This window comes from Algibacter sp. R77976 (genome assembly GCF_044594645.1).
GTDB lineage: Bacteria > Bacteroidota > Bacteroidia > Flavobacteriales > Flavobacteriaceae > Algibacter_B.
This window is the reverse complement of sequence record NZ_CP138989.1, coordinates 660,845-683,536: the sequence shown is the minus strand read 5'-3', so window position 1 is coordinate 683,536 and position 22,692 is coordinate 660,845. Positions and strand designations below refer to the sequence as shown.

At 33.4% G+C, this 22,692-nt stretch carries 17 protein-coding genes; 5 read left to right on the top strand and 12 right to left on the bottom strand.

Annotated features, from left to right (window positions below; all coding sequences use genetic code 11):
- Positions 1–186: 186 nt before the first annotated feature.
- From SJY43_RS02970 to SJY43_RS02960, 3 genes are read right to left on the bottom strand one after another with little or no spacing between them, the layout of a single operon-like run.
- Complete coding sequence (locus SJY43_RS02970; protein WP_396602359.1) at positions 187–996, bottom strand: hypothetical protein; 810 nt, start codon at positions 994–996, stop codon at positions 187–189.
- Between the two features lie 20 nt (positions 997–1,016).
- A complete protein-coding gene (dxs, locus tag SJY43_RS02965) occupies positions 1,017–2,768 on the bottom strand; it encodes a 1-deoxy-D-xylulose-5-phosphate synthase (protein WP_396602358.1) in 1,752 nt (583 codons plus the stop codon).
- 22 nt (positions 2,769–2,790) lie between these two features.
- Entirely contained in the window at positions 2,791–3,789 is a 999-nt protein-coding gene (locus SJY43_RS02960) for an energy transducer TonB (protein ID WP_396602357.1), read from the bottom strand.
- Positions 3,790–3,858: 69 nt separating this feature from the next.
- On the opposite strand from SJY43_RS02960, the gene SJY43_RS02955 reads away from it, so the two are divergent.
- Positions 3,859–4,308, top strand: a complete 450-nt coding sequence (locus SJY43_RS02955) for a nucleoside deaminase (protein WP_396602356.1) — start codon at positions 3,859–3,861, stop codon at positions 4,306–4,308.
- Positions 4,309–4,638: 330 nt separating this feature from the next.
- Here SJY43_RS02955 and SJY43_RS02950 read toward each other — a convergent pair whose 3' ends face one another.
- The 7 genes from SJY43_RS02950 to SJY43_RS02920 all read right to left on the bottom strand — a co-directional run bounded on the left by SJY43_RS02950 (position 4,639) and on the right by SJY43_RS02920 (position 15,428).
- Positions 4,639–4,875: a hypothetical protein gene (locus tag SJY43_RS02950; RefSeq protein WP_396602355.1), complete on the bottom strand. Its 237-nt coding sequence runs from the start codon at positions 4,873–4,875 to the stop codon at positions 4,639–4,641.
- 9 nt (positions 4,876–4,884) lie between these two features.
- Complete coding sequence (locus SJY43_RS02945; RefSeq protein WP_396603384.1) at positions 4,885–6,672, bottom strand: chloride channel protein; 1,788 nt, start codon at positions 6,670–6,672, stop codon at positions 4,885–4,887.
- Positions 6,673–6,718: 46 nt separating this feature from the next.
- Complete coding sequence (gene aspS / locus SJY43_RS02940; RefSeq protein WP_396602354.1) at positions 6,719–8,473, bottom strand: aspartate--tRNA ligase; 1,755 nt, start codon at positions 8,471–8,473, stop codon at positions 6,719–6,721.
- Positions 8,474–8,739: 266 nt separating this feature from the next.
- The gene (locus tag SJY43_RS02935; RefSeq protein ID WP_396602353.1) at positions 8,740–12,270 is read right to left on the bottom strand and encodes an efflux RND transporter permease subunit; all 3,531 of its coding nucleotides are present in this window, start codon (positions 12,268–12,270) and stop codon (positions 8,740–8,742) included.
- A gap of 23 nt (positions 12,271–12,293) precedes the next feature.
- Positions 12,294–13,466 (bottom strand): efflux RND transporter periplasmic adaptor subunit, encoded by a 1,173-nt coding sequence (locus tag SJY43_RS02930; RefSeq protein ID WP_396602352.1) that lies wholly within the window; start codon positions 13,464–13,466, stop codon positions 12,294–12,296.
- 11 nt (positions 13,467–13,477) lie between these two features.
- Positions 13,478–14,821: a TolC family protein gene (locus SJY43_RS02925; RefSeq protein WP_396602351.1), complete on the bottom strand. Its 1,344-nt coding sequence runs from the start codon at positions 14,819–14,821 to the stop codon at positions 13,478–13,480.
- Between the two features lies 1 nt (position 14,822).
- Positions 14,823–15,428 carry a TetR/AcrR family transcriptional regulator gene (locus tag SJY43_RS02920; RefSeq protein WP_396602350.1) on the bottom strand — a complete coding sequence of 202 codons (606 nt, stop codon included), beginning with the start codon at positions 15,426–15,428 and terminating at the stop codon, positions 14,823–14,825.
- A 299-nt stretch (positions 15,429–15,727) separates the two neighbouring features.
- On the opposite strand from SJY43_RS02920, the gene SJY43_RS02915 reads away from it, so the two are divergent.
- Positions 15,728–16,702 carry a polyprenyl synthetase family protein gene (locus SJY43_RS02915; RefSeq protein ID WP_396602349.1) on the top strand — a complete coding sequence of 325 codons (975 nt, stop codon included), beginning with the start codon at positions 15,728–15,730 and terminating at the stop codon, positions 16,700–16,702.
- Positions 16,702–17,052 (top strand): hypothetical protein, encoded by a 351-nt coding sequence (locus SJY43_RS02910; protein ID WP_396602348.1) that lies wholly within the window; start codon positions 16,702–16,704, stop codon positions 17,050–17,052. The genes SJY43_RS02915 and SJY43_RS02910 overlap by 1 nt, the downstream gene beginning before the upstream one ends.
- A gap of 101 nt (positions 17,053–17,153) precedes the next feature.
- Here the strand turns inward: SJY43_RS02910 and SJY43_RS02905 are convergent, their stop codons facing one another.
- Positions 17,154–17,654 (bottom strand): c-type cytochrome, encoded by a 501-nt coding sequence (locus SJY43_RS02905; RefSeq protein WP_396602347.1) that lies wholly within the window; start codon positions 17,652–17,654, stop codon positions 17,154–17,156.
- A 196-nt stretch (positions 17,655–17,850) separates the two neighbouring features.
- The gene (locus SJY43_RS02900; protein WP_396602346.1) at positions 17,851–18,381 is read right to left on the bottom strand and encodes an alpha-ketoglutarate decarboxylase; all 531 of its coding nucleotides are present in this window, start codon (positions 18,379–18,381) and stop codon (positions 17,851–17,853) included.
- A 155-nt stretch (positions 18,382–18,536) separates the two neighbouring features.
- Here SJY43_RS02900 and SJY43_RS02895 point away from each other — a divergent pair, with 155 nt between their 5' ends.
- Entirely contained in the window at positions 18,537–21,287 is a 2,751-nt protein-coding gene (locus SJY43_RS02895) for a 2-oxoglutarate dehydrogenase E1 component (RefSeq protein ID WP_396602345.1), read from the top strand.
- Positions 21,288–21,315: 28 nt separating this feature from the next.
- A complete protein-coding gene (odhB, locus tag SJY43_RS02890; protein ID WP_396602344.1) occupies positions 21,316–22,521 on the top strand; it encodes a 2-oxoglutarate dehydrogenase complex dihydrolipoyllysine-residue succinyltransferase in 1,206 nt (401 codons plus the stop codon).
- Positions 22,522–22,692: the final 171 nt, after the last annotated feature.

Here is a 22,692-nt window from a genome sequence, read left to right as displayed (position 1 = left end):
TGATGTATCGAGAGGTTGGGCGTTACCACAAGGGTCCGGCTTTCCATTGCAAGTCCTCGCTCGTGCCTCGCTGTGGGCTTTCCATTGCAATCCCTGCCTGCCGGCAGGCAGGCCTAACGCGAGAATCTGCTTGTATAATGTTCCTTGGTTTACTTTTAAGCTATTAGGTTAATAATAATTTAAAAATTAATTGTCTTTATAATTATTATAGTTAAAATCTCCTTTAATTTTAACTCGAAATTTTAAATCGGTTAAAAGCTTATAAGTTGGAGTTTCATCACTATAAGTATTGGAATCATACAATTTACAAGTTTCAATAGATCCTTCAATGGCATAAAAATAATCTTCCAATTCTTCAACAGAACTTATAACAGCCTTATATTCCGAATTATCATTAAATCTTGAAGAATAATAAACTTGATTATTATCTGAATCAATAGGGAAGAAATCAAAAGCAAATTCAGCTTCAATTTTAGGGTCTCCAAAATCTCTACGAAACTTAAGTTCCTCTTTATTAAAGAAATTATTTAGAGATTCAAGTTCATCTGTGAAAGTTTTGTTTTCAACATCAATACTGCCAAAATACATTTTTGCAGTATTATGTTTTCCAACTTCTTCTGGATGTAAACCATTATAAATAAGTATTCCAGAAGCATAAATTGTATAACAATCTGAATGTACCTGGTCTTCTGGTTCGTTATTACAGTTTATAAGTGTTCCTCCATAATCTATTGAAAAAGGCTCTTCATCAAAATAAAAATCTTCATAATACTTTTTTTCGATTAAAAAAGGCTCGCCATCAAGTTTGCCTTCAAAATAGTAATGTTCAGAAACTACTGGTTCTTCAGATTTTTCTTTCTCATTAGAACTATTCTCAGAACAAGATGTTGACAATAGAAAAATAAAAAAAGCGATTATAGGCAAGCTGGTTTTAAAACTCATAAACAGGTTATATTTCTTTAAAGTGATTTGAAAAATATGTGTGAAATTAAACATATTTTTAGAAAGAAGAGTGCTTATGTGCTTTTAAAAATGACTTCTAAACTCCCAGCATCCAAACCAACCAAATGATGTAACTCTTCAACCTTTCCATGTTCAATAAATTCATCTGGAATCCCTAATATTTTTACTGAGTTTTTATAATTATTTTCAGAAGCAAATTCTAAAATAGTAGATCCAAAACCACCCTTAATGGCGTTATCTTCAACGGAAATTATGGTTTTATGGGTTTTAAAAATAGTATGCAGTAAGGTTTCATCCAAAGGTTTTACAAAACGCATGTCGTAATGCGAAACATCCAGGTTTTCAATAGCTTCAGAAACATTTTTAGCCATGTTACCAATACTTAAAATTGCCATTTTTTTGCCTTCTTTAAGCGTAGTCGCTTTACCTATTTCTATTTTAGAAAACGGTTGTTTCCAATCAATCGTAACACCTCGACCTCTTGGATAACGAATTGCAATAGGTTGCTCTAAACCTAATTGGGCCGTGTACATGATGTTTCGTAATTCTATTTCGTTACGTGGTGCAAAAATGATGAGGTTTGGAATACAGCGTAAATAACTTAAATCGAAAACACCGTGGTGAGTAGCACCATCTTCGCCAACTAAACCTGCGCGGTCTAAACAAAAAATAACAGGTAGTTTTTGTAAAGCCACATCATGAATTATTTGGTCGTAAGCCCGTTGTAAAAAGGTAGAATAGATGTTACAGAACGGAATTAAACCTTGTGTTGTCATGCCTGCAGCTAAAGTAACCGCATGTTGTTCTGCAATACCAACATCAAAAGCACGATCTGGAATTTCTTCCATCATATATTTTAAAGAGCATCCTGTTGGCATAGCTGGAGTTATACCAACTATATTTTTATTCTGTTTTGCCAGTTCTACAATAGTATGCCCAAAAACATCTTGATATTTTGGTGGCTGTACCTCGTTAGATTTGGCAACTAAATTTCCAGTTTTAGCATCAAATTTTCCTGGTGCATGATACTTTACTTGGTCAGCTTCAGCTTGTTTTAGTCCTTTACCTTTTGTGGTTATAACGTGCAAAAACTTAGGGCCTTTTACTGTTTTTAAGCGTTCTAGTTCTGAGATAACTTTATCTAAATCATGACCATCAATTGGTCCTGAATAATCAAAATTTAAAGCTTCAAAAATATTGTCTTGTTTTTGAGTACCTTTTTTTACGTTGGTTAAATATTGTTTTAATGCACCAACACTTGGATCAATACCAATAGCATTATCATTAAGAATTACTAATAAATTAGCATCGGTAACACCAGCATGATTTAAGCCTTCAAAAGCCATTCCGCTGGCAATGGATGCATCACCAATTACAGCAATATGTTGTTTGTTTTCTCCTTTTAATTTAGAAGCAATCGCCATGCCTAATGCTGCCGAAATTGATGTGGATGAATGCCCAATACCAAAGGCATCATACTCACTTTCTTCGCGTTTTGGAAATCCGCTTAAACCACCAAGTTGGCGGTTGGTATGGAAATTGTCGCGTCTGCCTGTTAAAATTTTATGGCCGTAGGCTTGATGTCCAACATCCCAAATAAGCTGGTCTGTGGGTGTGTTAAACACATAATGTAATGCAATGGTAAGCTCTACAACACCTAAACTGGCTCCTAAATGGCCTTCTTTAGTAGCTACTATATTAATGATAAAATTACGTAACTCTTGTGCAAGTTGGGGTAAGTCTTTTTGATGTATAAGACGGAGATCGTTGGGAGAGTTTATATTTTGTAATAGACTTTTTTGCACACAGCAAAAGTACAAGAATTTATTATTCTTCTACTTGAAAAATAATTGGTAATGTGTAAACCATTTTTACAGGTTTTCCTCTTTGTTCTGCAGGTTTAAACTGAGGAAAAAGTTTGATTACTCGTATTGCTTCATCTTCTAATTTTTCATTTGGCGCTCTGGCTCTAATATCAAAAGTTTTTCCATCTTCATTAATTTTGAATTGAACATTTATACGCTGTTTCCCTTTTAAATCTAAACAAACGGACGTATTAAAATTGTCAGAAATAATTTTTGATATTTGTTTCGAAAAATAATCTTTTTTCTCTTGAGTCGATAGTTTTTGAGGCGTGTTTTGGAATTCTGGAGGTGTGTCAACACTTATCATTCCTAAGACGATTTCGTGATTTAATTCTTCTTCAGATATTATATCTCCCATAACTTCTAGCTCTTCATCATCTTTTGGATGTTTAAGAATGTTTATAGAATCAATACTTATTGGAGGTTGTTCAAGAATCTCAATATCACCAACAGTTTCAATAATTAATTCTCCTTCGGTTTCAATATCAATATATCCCTTTTCTTTAGGTGTCGTTTTACAAGTTTTATTATAAATAGAATCTATTTCAGAAATTTGTGGTAAGCCTCCAAGAATATTAATTTTATTATTTAAAGTATCAATAACTTCAATGCTATCAATTTTTTGTTTGTTTCCATTTTTATTTGTGCAATTCATTAAAGTGGTTCCCATTACAATTAGTAAAACTAATAAGAAGGTTTTTTGAAAACTTTGACGTTTCTCTAAAACTTGAGAAGGGATATGTAAATTAATGCTATCTAGTTGTGTTTGCTTAAAATGACCACAAATGCGATTATCTTTATTTTGATGAATATAATCTTGAATATCGTTTGTTTTCATTTTGGTGAAATCAATAACCGTTTTTGAACAAGAACTACAAAATTTACCTTTTTCACGTTGTGACATTTTATTCCAATCTTCATGACAAGGTTTTGGAATTGCAATTGAATAGTATTTTTTCATGGGTTAATAGCTTTCTATTATGTCATCAAACTTCTTGCCGAAGTGGTTTGAATTTGTATTTTTGGTACCATGATAGAACCTTTTGACGACACCTATTTTATGAAGAAAGCGCTACAGGAAGCTGAAGCTGCTTTTGAACAAGGTGAAATACCTGTTGGTGCAGTAATTGTTATTGATAATAGAATTATTGCTCGCGGCCATAATTTAACTGAAACCTTAACCGATGTTACGGCGCATGCCGAAATGCAAGCTATAACGGCGGCTTCTAATTTTTTAGGTGGTAAGTACCTTCAAAAATGTACGTTGTATGTTACGTTGGAGCCTTGCCAAATGTGTGCAGGTGCATTGTATTGGAGTCAGATTTCTAAAATTGTTTATGGTGCTAGAGATGAAGCGCGTGGTTGTATTAACTTAAAAACAAAGTTACACCCTAAAACTACTATTTCTGGTGGGGTTCTAGCTGATGAGGCTTCTAGACTAATGAAACGGTTTTTTGTTGAGAAACGAAATTTGAATTAACAAGAGGGTTTACATCTCTCTTAATCTCTCCTTATTAGGAAGGAAACTGTTGTTTGATAAAAAAAGGGTTCGAGTTTCCCCTTTAAAAAGAGGGGACTAAGGGGTGTGTTGTATAAAATATTTTTAATTAATTTAATTTTCCAAGTTGAAAGGTGCTAACATCAAACACCTTGCGTTAGGCCTGCCTGCCGGCAGGCAGGGATTGAAGTGGATAGCCCACAGCCCGACGAAGGAGGTGCGAGGACTTGTAACGGAAAGCCCGACCCTTTTCGGGTAACGCCCAATTTCTCGATACATCGTGCCTTATTAGCGTGAGACTTGAAGTGACATTTAATATTTTTTACGCTTTTGATTTTCGCGCATTTTATCTAAATTTTCTTTGGTGAGCATGTAATCTTTCATGTTTTTATCTTTCCAGCTATAATACGTGAATAATGGAAAAACTACTAAAAATAAACCAGTTACACCAAAACCAATGAGTTTTTGAGAGAAATGAACGTCTAGCGTGAAGCCTAAAATAATGCTTGTAAATGCAGCGATTGCTAATATGTAAGTAATGTATTTCATGTGTTTTAACTACTGCGTAAAATTGATGAGTTGCTGTCTGTAGGCGGTTAATAGTTTTGATTTTGAAATGTAACCATAATATTTTCCTCCCTTAATAACGGGTAAATTCCAAGCACCACTAGATTTGAATTTGTCCATAATTGTGTTCATGCTATCTTCATCATAATTAATAATTTCTGTATCGGAATGCATGAGGCTTGAGGCGTCTACTTCATTATATAATTCTGCATTAAACATCATATGCCTAATATCATCTAATCGAATAGCTCCTAAAAATTCATGTTTATCATTTACTACAGGAAAATGATTTCTCGAGGATTTAGCAACCGCATTTTTTAAAATATTACCGAGTTTCGTGTTGGGTTTTAAGATAATAAAATTGGTTTCTATAACTTTATCGATGTCTAAAACCATAAGTACATTTTGATCTTTATCGTGCGTCATGAGTTCACCACGCTGAGCAAGTTTTAGGGTATAAATAGAATGCGAAACATAGTATTTGGTAATGGCGAATGATATGGCTGAAACAATCATAAGTGGCACAAATAACTCGTAACCACCTGTTATTTCTGCAATTAAGAAAATGGCTGTAAGCGGTGCATGTAGTACACCAGCCATTAGCCCTGTCATGCCAATTAATGTGAAATTAGATTCGGATACTTGAAAATCGAAACCAATATTGTTAGTGATTTTTGCGAATGCATTTCCTAAAACATTTCCCATAACTAGGGTTGGGATAAAAACACCGCCAACACCACCAGCTCCAAAAGTAGTGGTCATGGCTATGGCCTTAAAAATCCCGATGCCTAATAAAAGCCCAATGACTATCCAAATGTTAGATAAATCTAAATTAAATGGTGTGGTGCCAATAGCGGCTAAATGATCGCCTTTTAAGAGGTTGTTCATAATACCATAACCCTCACCATAAAGTGGTGGAATAAAAAATAGCATGGTACCAATGGCTAAACCGCCAATTAAAAGCCGTATTGCTCTACTCTCAAATTGTTTGAAAAAGTTGGTAATGCCAAAAAACACTTTTGAGAAGTATACCGATGCTAATCCTGTAACAAGTGCTAAAAGAATATAAAAAGGAATATCGTTAACAATAAATTTATCGGTTAATTCGAAACGTAATAACACATCGGTTCCTAAAAAAAGGTAGGAGGTGATAACTGCTGAAACTGATGCTAGAAGTAATGGTACTAATGAGGCGAAAGCAATATCAAGGCTAAAGATTTCTATGGCGAATATAATAGCCGCAATAGGCGCTTTAAACATAGATGCCATAGCACCCGCAGCAGCACAGCCTATTAATAGCATACGAGTTTTGCTATTCATACGAAATAATCGTGCTGCATTTGATCCTAATGCAGAACCTACACTAACCGCAGGCCCTTGTAGTCCTACCGATCCACCAAAACCAGCCGTTAATGGGGCGGTTATTAAAGCTGCATAAATATTGTATCTTGGAATGATTCCGTTTAGTTTTGAAATGGCGTATAGTGTTGATGAAATACCATGTCCAATATGTTTTTTTAACCAGATTTGTTTGATAACATATACTAAAAACAAACCAATCATTGGGAAAATGAAGTACAGCGAATTTTGATAATTATTAAAAAAATCGATTTCGAAAAGTAAGCGAATGTAGTGGGTTAAGTTTTTAAGAGTTACCGTGCCTAAACCTGCTAGAAATCCAACTAGAATACTCAGTATATAAACAAATTGACGCTCTGAAATATGTTTGTATTTCCAGATTAGAAATTGGCGTAATAGTTTTTTAGTGAATGAAGGCATGTATAAAACTACTAAAAAATCCTGCAATAAGCAGGATTTTAATTGGTTATGATTTTAAATTAAGTTTTAAACTTAATTCTGTTAACTGTTCATCATCTATTGGCGCTGGAGCATCTATCATGACATCGCGACCAGAATTGTTTTTTGGGAATGCAATAAAATCTCTAATGGTTTCTTGACCTCCTAAAATAGCAACGAGTCTATCTAGCCCAAATGCTAAGCCACCGTGTGGTGGAGCGCCATATTCAAAGGCATCCATTAAAAATCCAAATTGTGCTTTCGCTTCTTCTTCAGAGAAGCCTAAATGCTTTAGCATGATAGCTTGTGTTTTCTTATCATGGATACGAATAGAACCACCACCAATTTCGTTTCCGTTTAATACTAAATCATAAGCATTGGCTTTTACTTCTCCAGGATTAGAATCTAATAATTCTATTTGTCCAGGTTTAGGCGATGTAAACGGGTGGTGCATGGCGTGGTAATGCCCTGTTTCTTCGTCTAATTCTAATAATGGAAAATCCATAACCCAAAGTGGTGCGAATACTTTAGGGTCTCTTAACCCTAAACGTTCTGCTAATTCCATACGTAATGCACTTAACTGCGCACGTACTTTATTTTTATCTCCAGAAAGCACACAAACTAGATCGCCTGGCTTAGCGCCTGTAACTTCTGCCCATTTTGCTAAATCGTCTTGATCGTAAAACTTATCTACTGAAGATTTAAATGATCCGTCGTCATTACAACGCGAATATACCATACCTAAAGCGCCAACTTGAGGGCGTTTTACCCACGAGATTAATTTGTCGATGTCTTTTCGTGTATAACTATTTCCGCCAGGAACAGCAATACCTACAACTAATTCGGCATTATTAAATACGCCAAAATCTTTGTGTTGTGCTACGTCGTTTAACTCGCCAAATTCCATTCCAAAGCGGATGTCTGGCTTGTCGTTCCCGTACAAACGCATGGCATCGTCATAAAGCATTCTTGGGAATTTCTCTACCTCGACACCATTTACTTCTTTTAGTAAATGACGTGTTAAGCCTTCAAAAGCATTTAATATATCTTCTTGCTCGATAAATGCCATTTCACAATCTATTTGCGTGAATTCTGGTTGTCTATCGGCACGTAAATCTTCGTCTCTAAAACATTTTACTATCTGGAAGTATTTATCCATACCTCCAACCATAAGCAATTGCTTAAAGGTTTGTGGCGATTGCGGAAGTGCATAAAATTGCCCTTCATTCATTCGAGATGGTACTACAAAATCTCTAGCGCCTTCTGGTGTTGATTTTATTAAATACGGTGTTTCAACTTCAATAAACCCTTCTTTTGATAGATAATTGCGAACTTCTTGTGTTACTTTATGTCTAAAGATTAAGCTTTCTTTTACTGGATTACGACGAATATCTAAATAACGATATTTCATCCTTATATCTTCACCACCATCTGTTTTGTCTTCTATAGTAAAAGGCGGTAATAACGATTCGTTTAAAACCGTTAATTCTGAAACTAAAATTTCAATATCACCAGTTGGGATATTTGGGTTTTTAGAAGCACGTTCTATAACAGTTCCTTTTACTTGAATGACGAACTCGCGACCTAAGTTTTGAGCTTGTTCTATTAAGTCTTTGGATGTGCGTTCCTCATCAAAAACAAGTTGTGTAATACCGTAACGATCGCGTAAATCGACCCAAACAATAAAACCTTTATCTCTTGATTTTTGAACCCAACCTGAAAGGGTTACTTCTGCATTTATATTCGCAGCTCTTAATTCGCCACAATTATGACTTCTGTACATAGTGAAATTTTGATGTGCAAATTTACATAACTTCTACAATTAATGCCACTAATTTCAATTGTTAAATGCTTTAATAATCAAAAAGCCCCAACAACTGTTGGGGCTTTTCTTCGCTATTAACTAATCCTCCTGATCTAAGAACAAAAAGGATCTTTTTAAAACAACCAATATCTGGTTGTTTTAAATTGTATTGTCATGTTACTCTAAAGAGCACATGGCAATTTCCAAATTGACACCTTGATTTATGTCAAGGCAAATATTTTAAATTAATCTATACGTTTGTCTAAATTAAAATTTTCTTGAGAAATTAATTGGTCTTGATTTGAAACACGATCTTTATATAACCACATTTTAAATTTCGTGACAAGATAAAATAAAATTGGGACAACTATAAGTGTTAAAAATGTTGCCACAAAAAGTCCGTAAATAACAGTCCAGGCAAGTGGTCCCCAGAAAATAACATTATCACCACCCATATAAATGTTCGCATCGAACTCGCTAAATAAAGTAAAAAAGTTGATGTTTAATCCAGTTGCTAACGGAATTAGCCCTAAAATAGTAGTAATTGCCGTTAATAATACAGGACGTAAACGTGCTTTACCACCTTTTACAATCACTTCAATTAGTTGGTCGTGAACTATATATTGGTCGTCTTCTAAATTGTTTTTAACTTTTTGTCTATCAATTAATAGTTGTGTGTAATCTAAAAGAACCACGCCATTATTTACAACAATACCTGCTAGAGATATAATCCCCATCATGGTCATCATAATAACGAACGAACTACCCGTTGCAACAATACCTCCAAATACACCAATTAAACTCAAGAAAATGGCCAGCATAATAATTCCTGGATTTGATACCGAGTTAAACTGAAATATTAAAATGAAGAAAATTAAACCTAAACCAGTAAAAAATGCCCCCATAAGGAATGCCATTTGTTTGTTTTGCTCTTCAATTTGACCTGTATAGTCAATTTTTACACCATCAGGTTTTTCAGTAAAGCCTTGCATTTCATTTTGAATTTTTGAAACAATGGCACCAGCATCTGTAAATCCAGGAGCTAAAGCAGAATACAAAGTAACTACGCGTTTTACATCTTTGTGTTTTATTGCGCTAAAACCAGAACTATTAGATTGTTTGGCAACTGTTGAAACAGGGATTTCTTTTATTTGCCCCGAAGCCATATCTCTAAATGTTATTTTCTGATTAAAAATAGCACTCGTATTATATCTGTTTTCTTCATTAAAACGCACATAAATATCATAATCTTCACCATCTTCTTTGTAAACACCAGCTTTTGCACCAAAAATAGAGTTACGAAGTTGCTGTCCAACTTGACCAGAGGACACACCTAATTCGCCAGCCTTTTTTCTGTCTACAAGCACTTGCATGGATGGTTTTGATTTATTAACATCTATTTTTAATTCATCAATACCTTGAATGTTTTTAGAGTTGATAAAATCACGCATTTTTTCGGCAGTTGCAATTAATTCAGAGTAATCTTCACCTTCTAATTCAACATTAATTGGATAACCAGCAGGTGGCCCAGCCACATCTTTTTCAACAGAAATAGCAACACCTGGGTAGATGCCTTTTAAATCTTCTTGAACCTTTTTAAGAAGTTCTTGACTATCTGCGCCTTTTCTAAATTTATACTCACGCATGGTGGCTGTAATTTTTCCTCGGTGAGGCATTTCAGCGGCAGAACCTCCATCAGTTTGTGGGTTTCCTGCACCTTCGCCAACCTGAGAAACAGCACTTTCTGTTAAAAAATTGAAATCACCGTCTATATAACTTTCATCATTAATTATTTTATAAACACGTTGCTCAATATCTTTTGTAATGGCATTTGTTTTTTTAATATCGGTGCCTTCAGGATATTCTATATATACTATAATTTGATTTGGCGTATTGTCTGGAAAGAATTCCACTTTTGTACGCTGGCTTGCTACAGACGCTCCAAACCCCATAAAAGCGATTATTAGCAGAACAAAGGTTCCAAGCGTTATTAAGGCTGGTTTTTTACCGCTTAAAGCAAATCGAAGTGATTTTTCATAAATGCGCTCCCAGATTGGTAAAATTTTATTTTGAAATCCGTTTGCCCAATTTCTAAGGAATAAGCGATATGCCCATAATAAGATGATTGAAAAAATCATAACACTACCTAACCCGCGAATACTTCCACCAAAAATTAAAATTAATAACCCTGTTCCTCCAATAATAATTGAAAGTTTAATGATGTTTTTATAAGGCATCTCTTGATCTTCAATAGTCATGTATTGAGAGACTAAAACGGAGTTAAAGAAAATTGCAACAAATAATGATGACCCCAAAACAACAGATAAAGTAATGGGGAAGTAAATCATAAACTGACCCATAACACCAGGCCATAAGCCTAATGGAATAAATGCAGCAACTGTTGTTGCGGTAGATATAATAATAGGAAATGCAATTTCACCAATACCTTTTTTTGCAGCTTCAACTCTGCTCATGCCTTCTTCGGCCATTAATCGGTATACATTTTCTACAACAACAATACCGTTATCTACAAGCATTCCAAGTCCCATAATTAATCCGAAGAGTATCATGGTGTTCATCGTATAGCCCAAATAATTTAATATCATTAATGACATAAACATAGACATAGGAATAGCAAACCCAACAAACAGCGCATTTTTAAATCCTAAGAAGAACATTAAAACAGTTACAACTAGAATGATACCGAATATGATGTTGTTTACTAAATCGTCTACTTGACCAATTGTTTTTGATGATTGATCGTTGGCAATTGTTACTTTTAAATCTGGTGGAAATTTGTTTTCTATGGCTTCTTTAACAATATCTTGAATTTGTTCTGCAGCAGCAACCATATTTTTTCCTGCACGCTTTTTAACATCAAGCATAACCACAGGTTCACCAAATTCTCTAGCATAAGTAGTTTTATCTTCGTCTTTAAAAGTGACTTTAGCAACATCTTTTAAATAGATAGCATTGTTGTTTTCAGACTTAACCACAAAATCTTCTAATTCCTTAGGGTCTTCAATTTCGCCTATAATTCTAATAGTTCTGCGCTGCCCACTAGTAATTAAATTACCTGCAGACATGGTCATGTTTTCATTATTAATAGTATTAATAATATCATTAAAACTAACTTGAGCAGCCATCATTTTATAAATATCTACAGCAACTTCAACTTCTTTTTCTTGAGCACCACGAATATCAACTTGTTTTATTTCTTGAAGGCCTTCAATTTCATCTTCTAAATATTCGCCATATTCTTTAAGTTTATCTATCGGGTAATCTCCAGAAATATTAATATTAAGAATTGGTATTTCTTCAGACATACTCAGGTCGAACACATTAGGTTCTACTTTAGCCCCATTAAATGTTGGCCAATCTTCTCCCGAAGTTTCAGAATCTACTTCGTCTTTTACTTTTTGCAACGCATCATCGACCGAAATATTTTCATCAAACTCAACAATTACAATCGAGTAATCTTCTTGAGATGTTGATGTAATTTCTACCACATTACTAACCGTTTTAAGCTTATCTTCTATGGGGTCTGTAATAAGTTTTTCAATATCTTCTGCAGTATTTCCAGGGTAAATTGAGCTTATGTAAATTTTGGTTTCTTTAATTTCTGGAAAGCTTTCCCTAGGCATACTAAAATAAGCGCCTGCGCCTAAGAATAGAATTAAAGCAATCAATACATACATGGTTGTTTTGTTGTTAATGGCCCACGATGAGAATACAAATTCTTTATCTACAGATTTTTTCTTTTTATCTTTTGTCATTGGTTTTGTCTTTGAGGTTAGTTTTATTCTTCTAAAACAAGAATCTTCACTTCCTGACCATCTTTTACACTACGAGCCCCTTCATCAATAATTTCTTCATTGTTTTTAATTCCAGAAAGCACTTCAATAAAGTTGCCTTGAGTTTTTCCTGTTTCAATAAACTCGCGTTTTACTGTGGCTTTGCTATCAACTTTATCAATTATCGTGTAAACATATTGTTGTCCTTCTGCATTTTCTGATATAATACTTTGAGGAATTAATATGGCATTTTGGTTGGTGTAATCGTTAATTTTAAGCTTAGCCGTTAGGTTAGGTTTTATAGCAATATCTTTATTTGGAATAGCAATTTCAACTTTGAATGTTCGATTTGCAGGATTGATAAAATTGCCCGCTTGACGCACTTTTGCATCAATATCTTTTCCTAAAACAGGAAAGTTAACTTTTACATTTTTTCCTTTAATTATTTCTGAAACATAACGTTCTGGGACATCGGTTTCAATATACATATCATCAAGATTTACTATTCTAAATAACTGTGATTGGCCCGGTGCTACAACACTTCCCTGATCTGTAATAACATCGTCGATTGTACCAGAAAAAGGTGCGCGTACAACTGTTTTTCCAACTTGCTGTTCAAGTTGTTTAGTTGCTTCTAGTTGACCTTCATAAGTTGCTTTTGCTTGAAGATATTGAATTTCACTACCTATTTTTTGGTTCCATAAACGTTCTTGACGCTCGAAAGTGGTTTTTGCTAAATCCGATTGAATTTTTAATTGTGATAATTGTTGACTTAAACCACCATCATCAATTTTAGCTAAAATTTGTCCTTTACTAACGCTCTGTCCTTCTTTAACATAAACTTTAGATAATACTCCAGAAAACTCTGGGTATATTACTAAATTTTGTTTGGTGTTTACGTTTCCTTGTAGTTCTACAAAGTGATTAAAAATCGCTTCTTTAGCAGCAAAAGTCGTAATTAAAGGTACCTTTTCTTGAGGGTCTAGTTCTTTAATTTTTTTTTCTAATTGTTTTAACTGTGTTGAAATTTCTTGTGCCGAAGCATCTAATTCTGTTTTCTTTTGCCTGATAATTTCTAAATCGTTTGTGGCAATGATATCATCAACAGATTTGTTCTTTCCCCCTCCGCAAGACGTAAAAAGAATAATTATTAATATGATTGAATATATGTTTTTCATTTTGATTGATTTTAGTTGTTTATGGTGTTTAATACGGTTTCTAGTTCTGCTTTTTTATTAATAACATCGAGCATAGCTTGTAAAAATTCTTGCTGTGCAGCATACAGTTGTGTTTGTGCTTGTCTTAAATCGAAACTTGATGCAATACCTTCAAAAAACTTGGTTTGGTTTTTCTTTTCAATACGTTCAGCAAGGTTTAGATTTTCCTTTTTATTTGTATAATCTTCTATAGCAAATTGGTAATCGCTTTTTGCAGAGGCAATTTGTAGTTTTAATTTTTGTTCGGTTTCAATTAAATCATGTTTAGCCTTTTCTAGATTAATTTTAGCTCGTTGTGTTGCTGCGCTTCTACCAAGCGAACTAAAAATAGGAATGTTTAAATTAACTCCTAATAGGGAGGAGCCAAACCATTTTTGGTCTTTATTCGCGAAATTAAAATCGTCGCCATAACCCGTGTAACCGCCATTTATAAATGTATTTAAAGTTGGTAAAGCCTTACTTTTTTCTAGTTTTAAAAGGAGTTCTTTAGATGTTTTATCGTTTTCTGCTATTTTAAAATCGATGGTGTTTTCAACGTCGGCATTAGTTTCAAGTAAGCCCAAATCCATATTTTGGCTAGTTAAAACCAATAAATTGTCTTCTAACACAGTTGAGTTATTTATATCTAAACCAAGTGTAATATTTAGCATTTGATACGCTAAGTTTTTCAATCTAATTACATTATTAAGATTACTTTTTACACCCGATAATGTTATTTTAAGTTGTTCAACACTTTCTTCTTCCTCTAAACCATTTTCGTAAATTTTGTTTATTTCAAAAAGGTTTTTCTCTAAAGTTTCTACATTTTTATTTAAAATAGTGGCGCTTTCTTCTGCCAGTAAAACATTTCCATAGGCGTTAATAACAGCTTTACGTACTTCCAAATCGGTTTTTTCTTTGGCGTTTTTCGAAATCTCTAAAAATACTTTAGCCGATTGTAAACCTACAAGGTAAGAGCCATCAAAAAGTTTTTGAGTTAAAGTTGCTGTTGCAGTCATGCTTTGCTTGGTGCTAAAAATAACTTCTGCATATTCACCAGGATTTCCTCCAAAAAACTCAGCGGGTATTAGCGATACTTGTTGTTTTAAGAAATTTTGATAACCAACTTCGGCCGAAATTTGAGGTAATCCAGTTGCTGTAGTTTCCCATTTTTGTTTTTTTGCGGCGTCAATATCAAGAGAAGCATTTTTTGCAGTTCTATTGTGTTCTAAAGCATAGTCTATAGCTTCTTGCAGCGTAAAACTTTGATTATTTTCTTGCGAAAACATGATAATAGAACTTAGTAAACTAAAAAATAATAATAGTTTGTTCTTCATTTTATGATTGATTTGATGTTATAAATTTATTTAATATTTGAATGCCATTTTCTGTTACAATGGCTCTTAAGTGATATTCTAAATAACTTTCCATTAAGTAGTTTATGGTAAACATTTCGTGAGGAAATAAGCGTTCATCCTTAATTCCCGTCATACCATTAAAATACATTCTAGAAATAAACTCCACGTCTATGTTTGATCTAAATAATCCTGTGTCAATACCTTTCTGTAAACTTTTTTTAACACAGTCTTGCATTTTTTCAAATTGTTTAAATTTTAGTACGTCGTATATTTTAGGGTAGTATTTTTTAAGTTGATATTGAGGTGATGTTTTTTCACCTTTTAAATGCTGCATTACAAACATTTTTATGTCATACAGTTCTTCAATGGGGTTTAAAGAAGTGTTGCATATACCATCAATACCTTCGCTAATACTTTCAAAAACCTCAAAAGTTACTGCTTCAACAAGTTTTATTTTATTTTTAAAATGTACATAAATGGTTTTTTTAGATATGCCTAATTCATGCGCTATATCATCCATTGTAACACTTTTAAAACCTAGTGTTAAAAACATTTCTGCTGCTTTATGTGTAATTTTTTCTCTCATAATTTGGCGCAAATATAGTAACGGAAACTTTGAAAACCAAAAAAGTTTCCTGAGTTTTAATAATTTTTTAACACATCCTTTACATTGAAGTTTTTAATCGAAAACAATTCCTCAACGTTTTTCGTTGAGGTTTCCGTTGAAATTGTCATTCTCGAGACGTTGGGAACCTAAATAAAGAATTTTAATTTTTGAAGTTTAAGTACAAAATGATACAAGCTAAAACACCTATATGGCTCCAATTTGAGGATTGTTCATGAAAAAAATCTTTATTTTATAATGAATTACGCTATTTTTGTTCGATGCTTTCAATAGAAAAATACCAAGAAGAGTTTATTAATTATCTAAAAGATTATTCAACGGTTAATGAACCTAGAAATCTTTATGAACCCATTGACTATATATTAGGATTGGGAGGAAAACGATTACGTCCTGTTTTAACCTTAATGACGGCCGATATTTTTAATAGTAACTATAAAGAAGCATTGAATGCGGCTTTAAGTATTGAAGTGTTTCATAATTTCTCTTTAGTACATGACGATATTATGGATGATGCACCCTTGCGCAGAGGTGAACAAACTGTGCATGAAAAATGGGATATAAATACAGGAATCCTTTCTGGTGATGCGATGTTAATTATGGCGTATCAACTTTTTGAGAATTATGAGCCTAGCACATTTCAAGCCTTAGCAAAATTATTTAGTAAAACAGCTTTAGAGGTTTGTGAGGGCCAACAATATGATGTTGATTTTGAAACTAGAAATGACGTTACTATACCTGAGTATTTAAAGATGATTGAGTATAAAACAGCCGTTTTAGTTGGAGCCGCTATGAAAATGGGTGCTATTGTGGCAAATGCCTCAGAGGCTGACCAAAATAGTATCTATGAATTTGGAAGACATTTGGGAATTGCTTTCCAATTGCAAGATGATTACTTAGATGCCTTTGGTGATCCTAAAACTTTTGGAAAACAAGTTGGAGGTGATATTATAGAGAATAAGAAAACGTATTTATACTTGAAAGCCTTAGAGTTTTCTAATGAAAAAGATCAAGTTGAATTAAGTCAATTATTTGCCTCAAATCCTGAAAACATAGATACTAAAATTGAAATTGCTAAGCAGTTTTTTACCACGTCTGGTTCTGCCGAAGCCACAAAAGAAGCTATAAAAGAGTATACTAATAAAGCATTTGCTGTTTTAAATGATTTAAATATTTCAGAAGATAAAAAAGATATATTAAAAACATTTGGTGAAAACTTAATGAATAGAACGGTTTAATGAACTTACCAGATACTTTTGAAAATTTAATTGAAGCCGCCAATCAGTTAGATTTGTATAAAAAATTAATTCAGCAACTCAATAAAGATTTTCTTTTGGCTAATGTCGATTTAGATTTTCATGAAGAGGTTTTACCCACAAGTTTAAAACTTATGTTACATGAAACGGTTTATAAGTTGATACAAGAAAAATTTTCAGAATATTTAAATCTACTTTATATTATAGATGTTTCTGAAAAACAAGTGAAAGCTTTAAATGGCGATGATACTCTGAAACTGTCAGAAGATGTTGCTTTTTTAATTTTAAAACGCGAGTGGCAAAAAGTGTGGTTTAGAAATAAGTATTCTTGAAAATCTTCATTCTTCGATTTATTTATTTACAATACTACAATACTGGTTAAATCATCCAAAAAGGTAGTGTAATAAACCAAATAATCAATCCAAGATTGTCCTTATTTTAACGTTCTAAAATATTCTAATATAGCTCTAGAATCTTCTTCTGATAAATTTTGATTTGCCATTGGTGCACCATTAAATTCCATTAATAATTCTTTAGCTAATGGATCTTCTTTTACCATTTGTTCTGGATTTAGAATCATGTTCATTACCCATTCAGGTGTTCTTCTTTCTAAAATGCCTGTTGGAGCAGGACCAATAAATTTTTTGTCTACTCTATGGCATGCAGTACACATTTTTTTATAAACATCTGCGCCATGAGCAACCATTTTTTGGTCTATAGTCGCATTTAACGTTAGCGATTTAATGGGGCCAATACCTTTGTTAGTTAAATCTATTTTTTTGGATGCTGGAGTTTTTTCTGCTTCTGGTGCCTTTGTTTCAGATTTTTCCTTTTTCTCATAAGAAAATCCTGCTTTCTTTTTTTCTTCTTTACCGCCGCAGCTTATAAACAGAGCTATTAATAATGTTAATAGGATTTTAAGTGTTGTTTTCATGCCCATGATTTATTAAAAAAATAAAAGTATGATGTTAGGGAAAATTATAATATGATAAAAATCATATCTAAGGCAAAACATTTTTTTTGTTTGCAATGCTTTTAAACTCATCAAAGCATGCTTTCAAAACTGGCTTGCAATTGATTTAATATTCAAATTAAAATCAAAAATAGATCTTAAACTTATAAATAGATTGTTAGAAATAAAACCTAACAAAAGGTGCCCACGGATCTGCATAAATACTTTTTTCATCATCATATAAAACATCATATCTAATTCCAAAAGTAACATTGCCACTTCGGTAACCAGCTCCAAAATACAAAGCAGGTATCCAATAATTATCGTTTGAAAGATTTAAATTGGTGTTGTAGCGTCTATTAACATTAAGCTGCTCAAATTCTGATGAAAGTTGTATGCTTGGAATTGGATTAAAAAGCCCTATTAAGCTACCTCCTAAAATAGTAGATTTATAAGCGTTCTTTTGATTGTTAAAGGTGGCGTTTAAACCTAAACCAAAAGCGAAGTCTTTGTTAAATTGATAAATGCCACTAGGCGCAACAGTAGCGCTAAAAAAACCATCTCCAAAGTTTAAACCTAATCCGCCGCCAAAACGTACATGGTTCCAGAAATCACTATTGGAGTCTTGTGCATTTATGTTTTGAAAGCACAAAGTAAGCATAATGATAAAAAGAATTTTTTTTTTAGTAATTGAAAGTAATGAATTCATTTGCATGAGAATTAATTAATAAATTAACAAGAAATTAATCATATTCGTTAAAGGAATATTATTTGTTATAAATATAGCCAAAGAAACATCTAATTTTAGTAAAAGTTGTATTTTTGGCAAATATTTTACTAAATCGATATAGTGTAATAAAAGTAATGGATAAATTTTCATTTTTAAACGCAGCACATACAGCATATTTCGCTGATTTATACGAGCAATATCAACAGAGTCCAGATTCTGTAGAACCAAGTTGGAGAGCCTTTTTTCAAGGTTACGATTTTGGAAATGACGATTATGGATTAGATGGCGAAATTGTTGAGGGGGTTTCTGCTCAAATCCCAGAAAAGGTACAAAAGGAATTTCAAGTTGTAAAACTTATTGATGGTTACAGAATGAGAGGGCATTTGTTTACCAAAACAAATCCAGTTCGTGCTCGTAGAACGTATTCCCCAACGTTAGATATCGAAAACTTCGGACTTACCACAAACGATTTAGATACTGTTTTTAGTGCTGGAGAAATTTTAGGTATTGGAACAAAATCACTCCGTGATATTATTGTTCACCTAGAAAATATATATTGTGATTCTATTGGGATAGAATATATGTATTTGCGAAACCCAGAGGTAATTGCATGGTGGCAAGAGCAATTAAATAGAAATGATAATCAGCCAAATTTTTCGGCCGATACTAAAAAATATATACTTTCAAAGTTAAACCAAGCGGTTACTTTCGAGAATTTTTTACAAACAAAATATGTTGGGCAAAAACGTTTCTCTTTAGAGGGAGGAGAGTCTTTAATTCCAGCAATAAGTAATGTGCTTTTTTATGCTGTTGAAAAACATGGCGTTAAAGAGTGTGTTTTAGGTATGGCACACCGTGGGCGTTTAAGCACACTTATAAATATTTTTAGAAAACCCGTAAATGAGCTATTTAGCGAGTTTGACGGTAAAGATTTTGAAGATGAAAATATTGATGGTGATGTAAAATACCATTTAGGTTTAACGCTTGATAAAACTTACCAAAATGGTAAAAATATCAAGATGAATTTGGTTCCAAACCCATCGCATTTAGAAACTGTTGCGCCAGTTGCAGAAGGCATTACAAGAGCCAAAATTGATAGTGATTATGGCGGTGACGACTCTAAAATATTACCTATAGTTGTTCATGGTGATGCAGCTATTGCTGGTCAAGGTATTGCATACGAAGTTGCACAAATGAGCCAATTGGCTGGATACAAAACAGGAGGAACGGTACATATTGTTGTAAACAACCAAATAGGATTTACAACCAATTATTTAGATGCACGTTCTAGTACATATTGTACAGATGTTGCTAAGGTAACTTTATCTCCAGTTTTACACGTAAATGCAGATGATGCTGAAGCTGTAGTTCATGCCGTTGAAATGGCATTGGAATATAGAATGCGATTTAAAAAGGATGTGTATATCGATTTATTAGGTTACAGGAAATATGGTCATAATGAAGGTGATGAGCCTAGATTTACCCAACCTAAATTATATAAAGCAATTGCAAAACAGGCTAATCCGTTTAAAATTTATGCGGATAAATTAATAGCTGAAAATACTATTGATCAGGCATATGTAGATAGCATTATAGCAGATTTTAAAGATACTTTAGAAAGTGAATATGCTAAATCTAAAGAAGCTAAAAGCTCTAAAGTAAGAGAGTTTATGCAGGAACGCTGGACTGATTTTGATCGTCAAGGTTTAGATTCTATGCTTAAATCGGAAGACACGACTTTTGAAAAAAATAAATTAGAAAGTATTTCTAAAATAGTATCCACAGTTCCTGAAGGCGTGAAGTTTTTACGAAAAGCCGAACGTATTCTTAAAGGTCGAGAAAAAATGGTTTTTGAAACCGATACTTTAGATTGGGGAATGGCTGAAACTTTAGCTTACGGAAGTTTGCTTGAAGAAGGTTTCGATGTTCGAATTTCTGGACAAGATGTAGAGCGTGGTACTTTTAGTCATAGACATGCTATTTTACGTGATGAAATATCAGAAGAACGTATTAATCTATTAAACACCAATCCAGATAATAAAGGGGAAATGTATATTTATAATTCCTTTTTATCTGAATATGGCGTATTAGGTTTCGATTATGGATATGCTATGGCAAACCCAAATACGTTAACCATTTGGGAAGCACAGTTTGGAGATTTTAGTAATGGCGCTCAAATTATTTTCGATCAGTATTTATCGGCTGCCGAAGATAAATGGAAAGCTCAAAACGGTATAGTAGTGTTATTACCTCATGGGTATGAAGGTCAAGGTTCAGAACACTCTTCTGCAAGAATAGAGCGTTATTTACAATTATGTGGTAATGATAATATGATTGTTGCAGATTGTACAACACCTGCAAATATGTTTCATTTATTACGTCGTCAAATGAAACGTAATTATAGAAAACCGTTAATTGTTTTTACACCAAAAAGCTTATTGCGTCATCCTAAAGCAGTATCTAGTATAAACGAACTAGCATCAGGAACTTTTGAAGAAGTTATAGATGATACAATAAAGCCAACAAACGTTAAAAAGTTAGTGTTCTGTACAGGTAAATTTTATTACGAGTTATTAGCAGAAAGAGAAGAGTTAAATAGAGACGATATTGCCATTGTAAGAATAGAACAACTATTTCCACTTCATTTAGAAAAAATTCAAAGCATTATTGATAAATATTCAAATGTAGAAAATTACGTTTGGGCACAAGAAGAACCAAAAAACATGGGTGCTTGGTCCCATATGGCTCAGAGAATGGATTTAGTTAAACTAGAAGTAGCCTCTAGACCATACAATTCAGTACCAGCACCAGGATCAAGTACAAGAGATAAAAGAAGGCAGCGTCGCGTAATCGATACCGTTTTTGGAAACTTAGAAAAAGAATAAAATACAGATACAATTAAAATTATAAAAAATGATTTTAGAAATGAAAGTGCCTTCTCCGGGCGAATCTATTACAGAAGTAGAAATAGCAACTTGGTTAGTTGAAGAAGGTGATTATGTAGAAAAAGATCAAGCTATTGCTGAGGTAGATAGTGATAAAGCAACCCTAGAATTACCTGCTGAAGCTAGTGGAACTATCACATTTAAAGCTGAAGAAGGTGATGCTGTTGAGGTTGGAGCGGTTGTTTGTTTAATTGATACAAGTGCCGAAAAACCAGCAGGAGGTGAGGCTCCAAAAGCTGAAGCTAAAGTTGAAGCTCCAAAGACCGAAGCGCCTAAAGCTGCGGAAACTAAAACATATGCTACAGGTACAGCAAGTCCTGCAGCAAAAAAGGTATTAGCTGAGAAAGGCATTGATGCCGCAACTGTTACTGGAACAGGAAAAGCGGGTCGTGTAACTAAAGAGGATGCAGTAAATGCTGTGCCTTCAATGGGAACTCCAACTGGAGGTGCTCGCGGCACATCTAGAAGTAAAATGTCTATGTTGCGTCGTAAAGTAGCAGAGCGTTTAGTTGAAGTTAAAAATACAACGGCTATGTTAACAACGTTTAACGAAGTTGATATGTCTCCTATTTTTGCTTTACGTACAGAATATAAAGAAACCTTTAAAGCTAAACATGGTGTTGGTTTAGGGTTTATGAGTTTCTTTACACTTGCTGTAGTTAGAGCTTTAGAAATGTATCCTGCGGTAAACTCGATGATGGATGGTAAAGAAATGATGTCATATGATTTTTGTGATATTAGTATTGCAGTTTCAGGACCTAAAGGTTTAATGGTTCCTGTAATTCGTAATGCCGAAAACTTGAGCTTTAGAGGCGTAGAATCTGAAGTAAAACGTTTAGCGCTTAGAGCAAGAGATGGTCAAATTACGGTTGATGAAATGACAGGTGGAACATTTACAATTACTAATGGAGGTGTATTTGGTAGTATGTTATCTACACCAATTATTAACCCACCACAAAGTGGGATTTTAGGAATGCACAACATTGTTGAGCGTCCTGTTGCTATTGATGGTCAGGTTGTAATTAGGCCAATAATGTATGTTGCGCTATCTTACGATCATAGAATTATTGATGGTAAAGAAAGTGTTGGGTTCTTAGTTGCTGTTAAAGAAGCGCTAGAGAATCCTATAGAATTATTAATGAATAACGATATTAAGAAAGCTTTAGAGCTATAGTTTTAATTTCAAGTTTATATAGAAAAAGGGTGTTGCATTAATATGTAACACCCTTTTTAAGTTTTTTAAATATCAAGATAAAACTAACTAAATAAAACAAGTAATAACATTTATAGAAATCACTATTATAACCAGAAGAACTAAACCAATAATAAAATATTTATTAAGAAT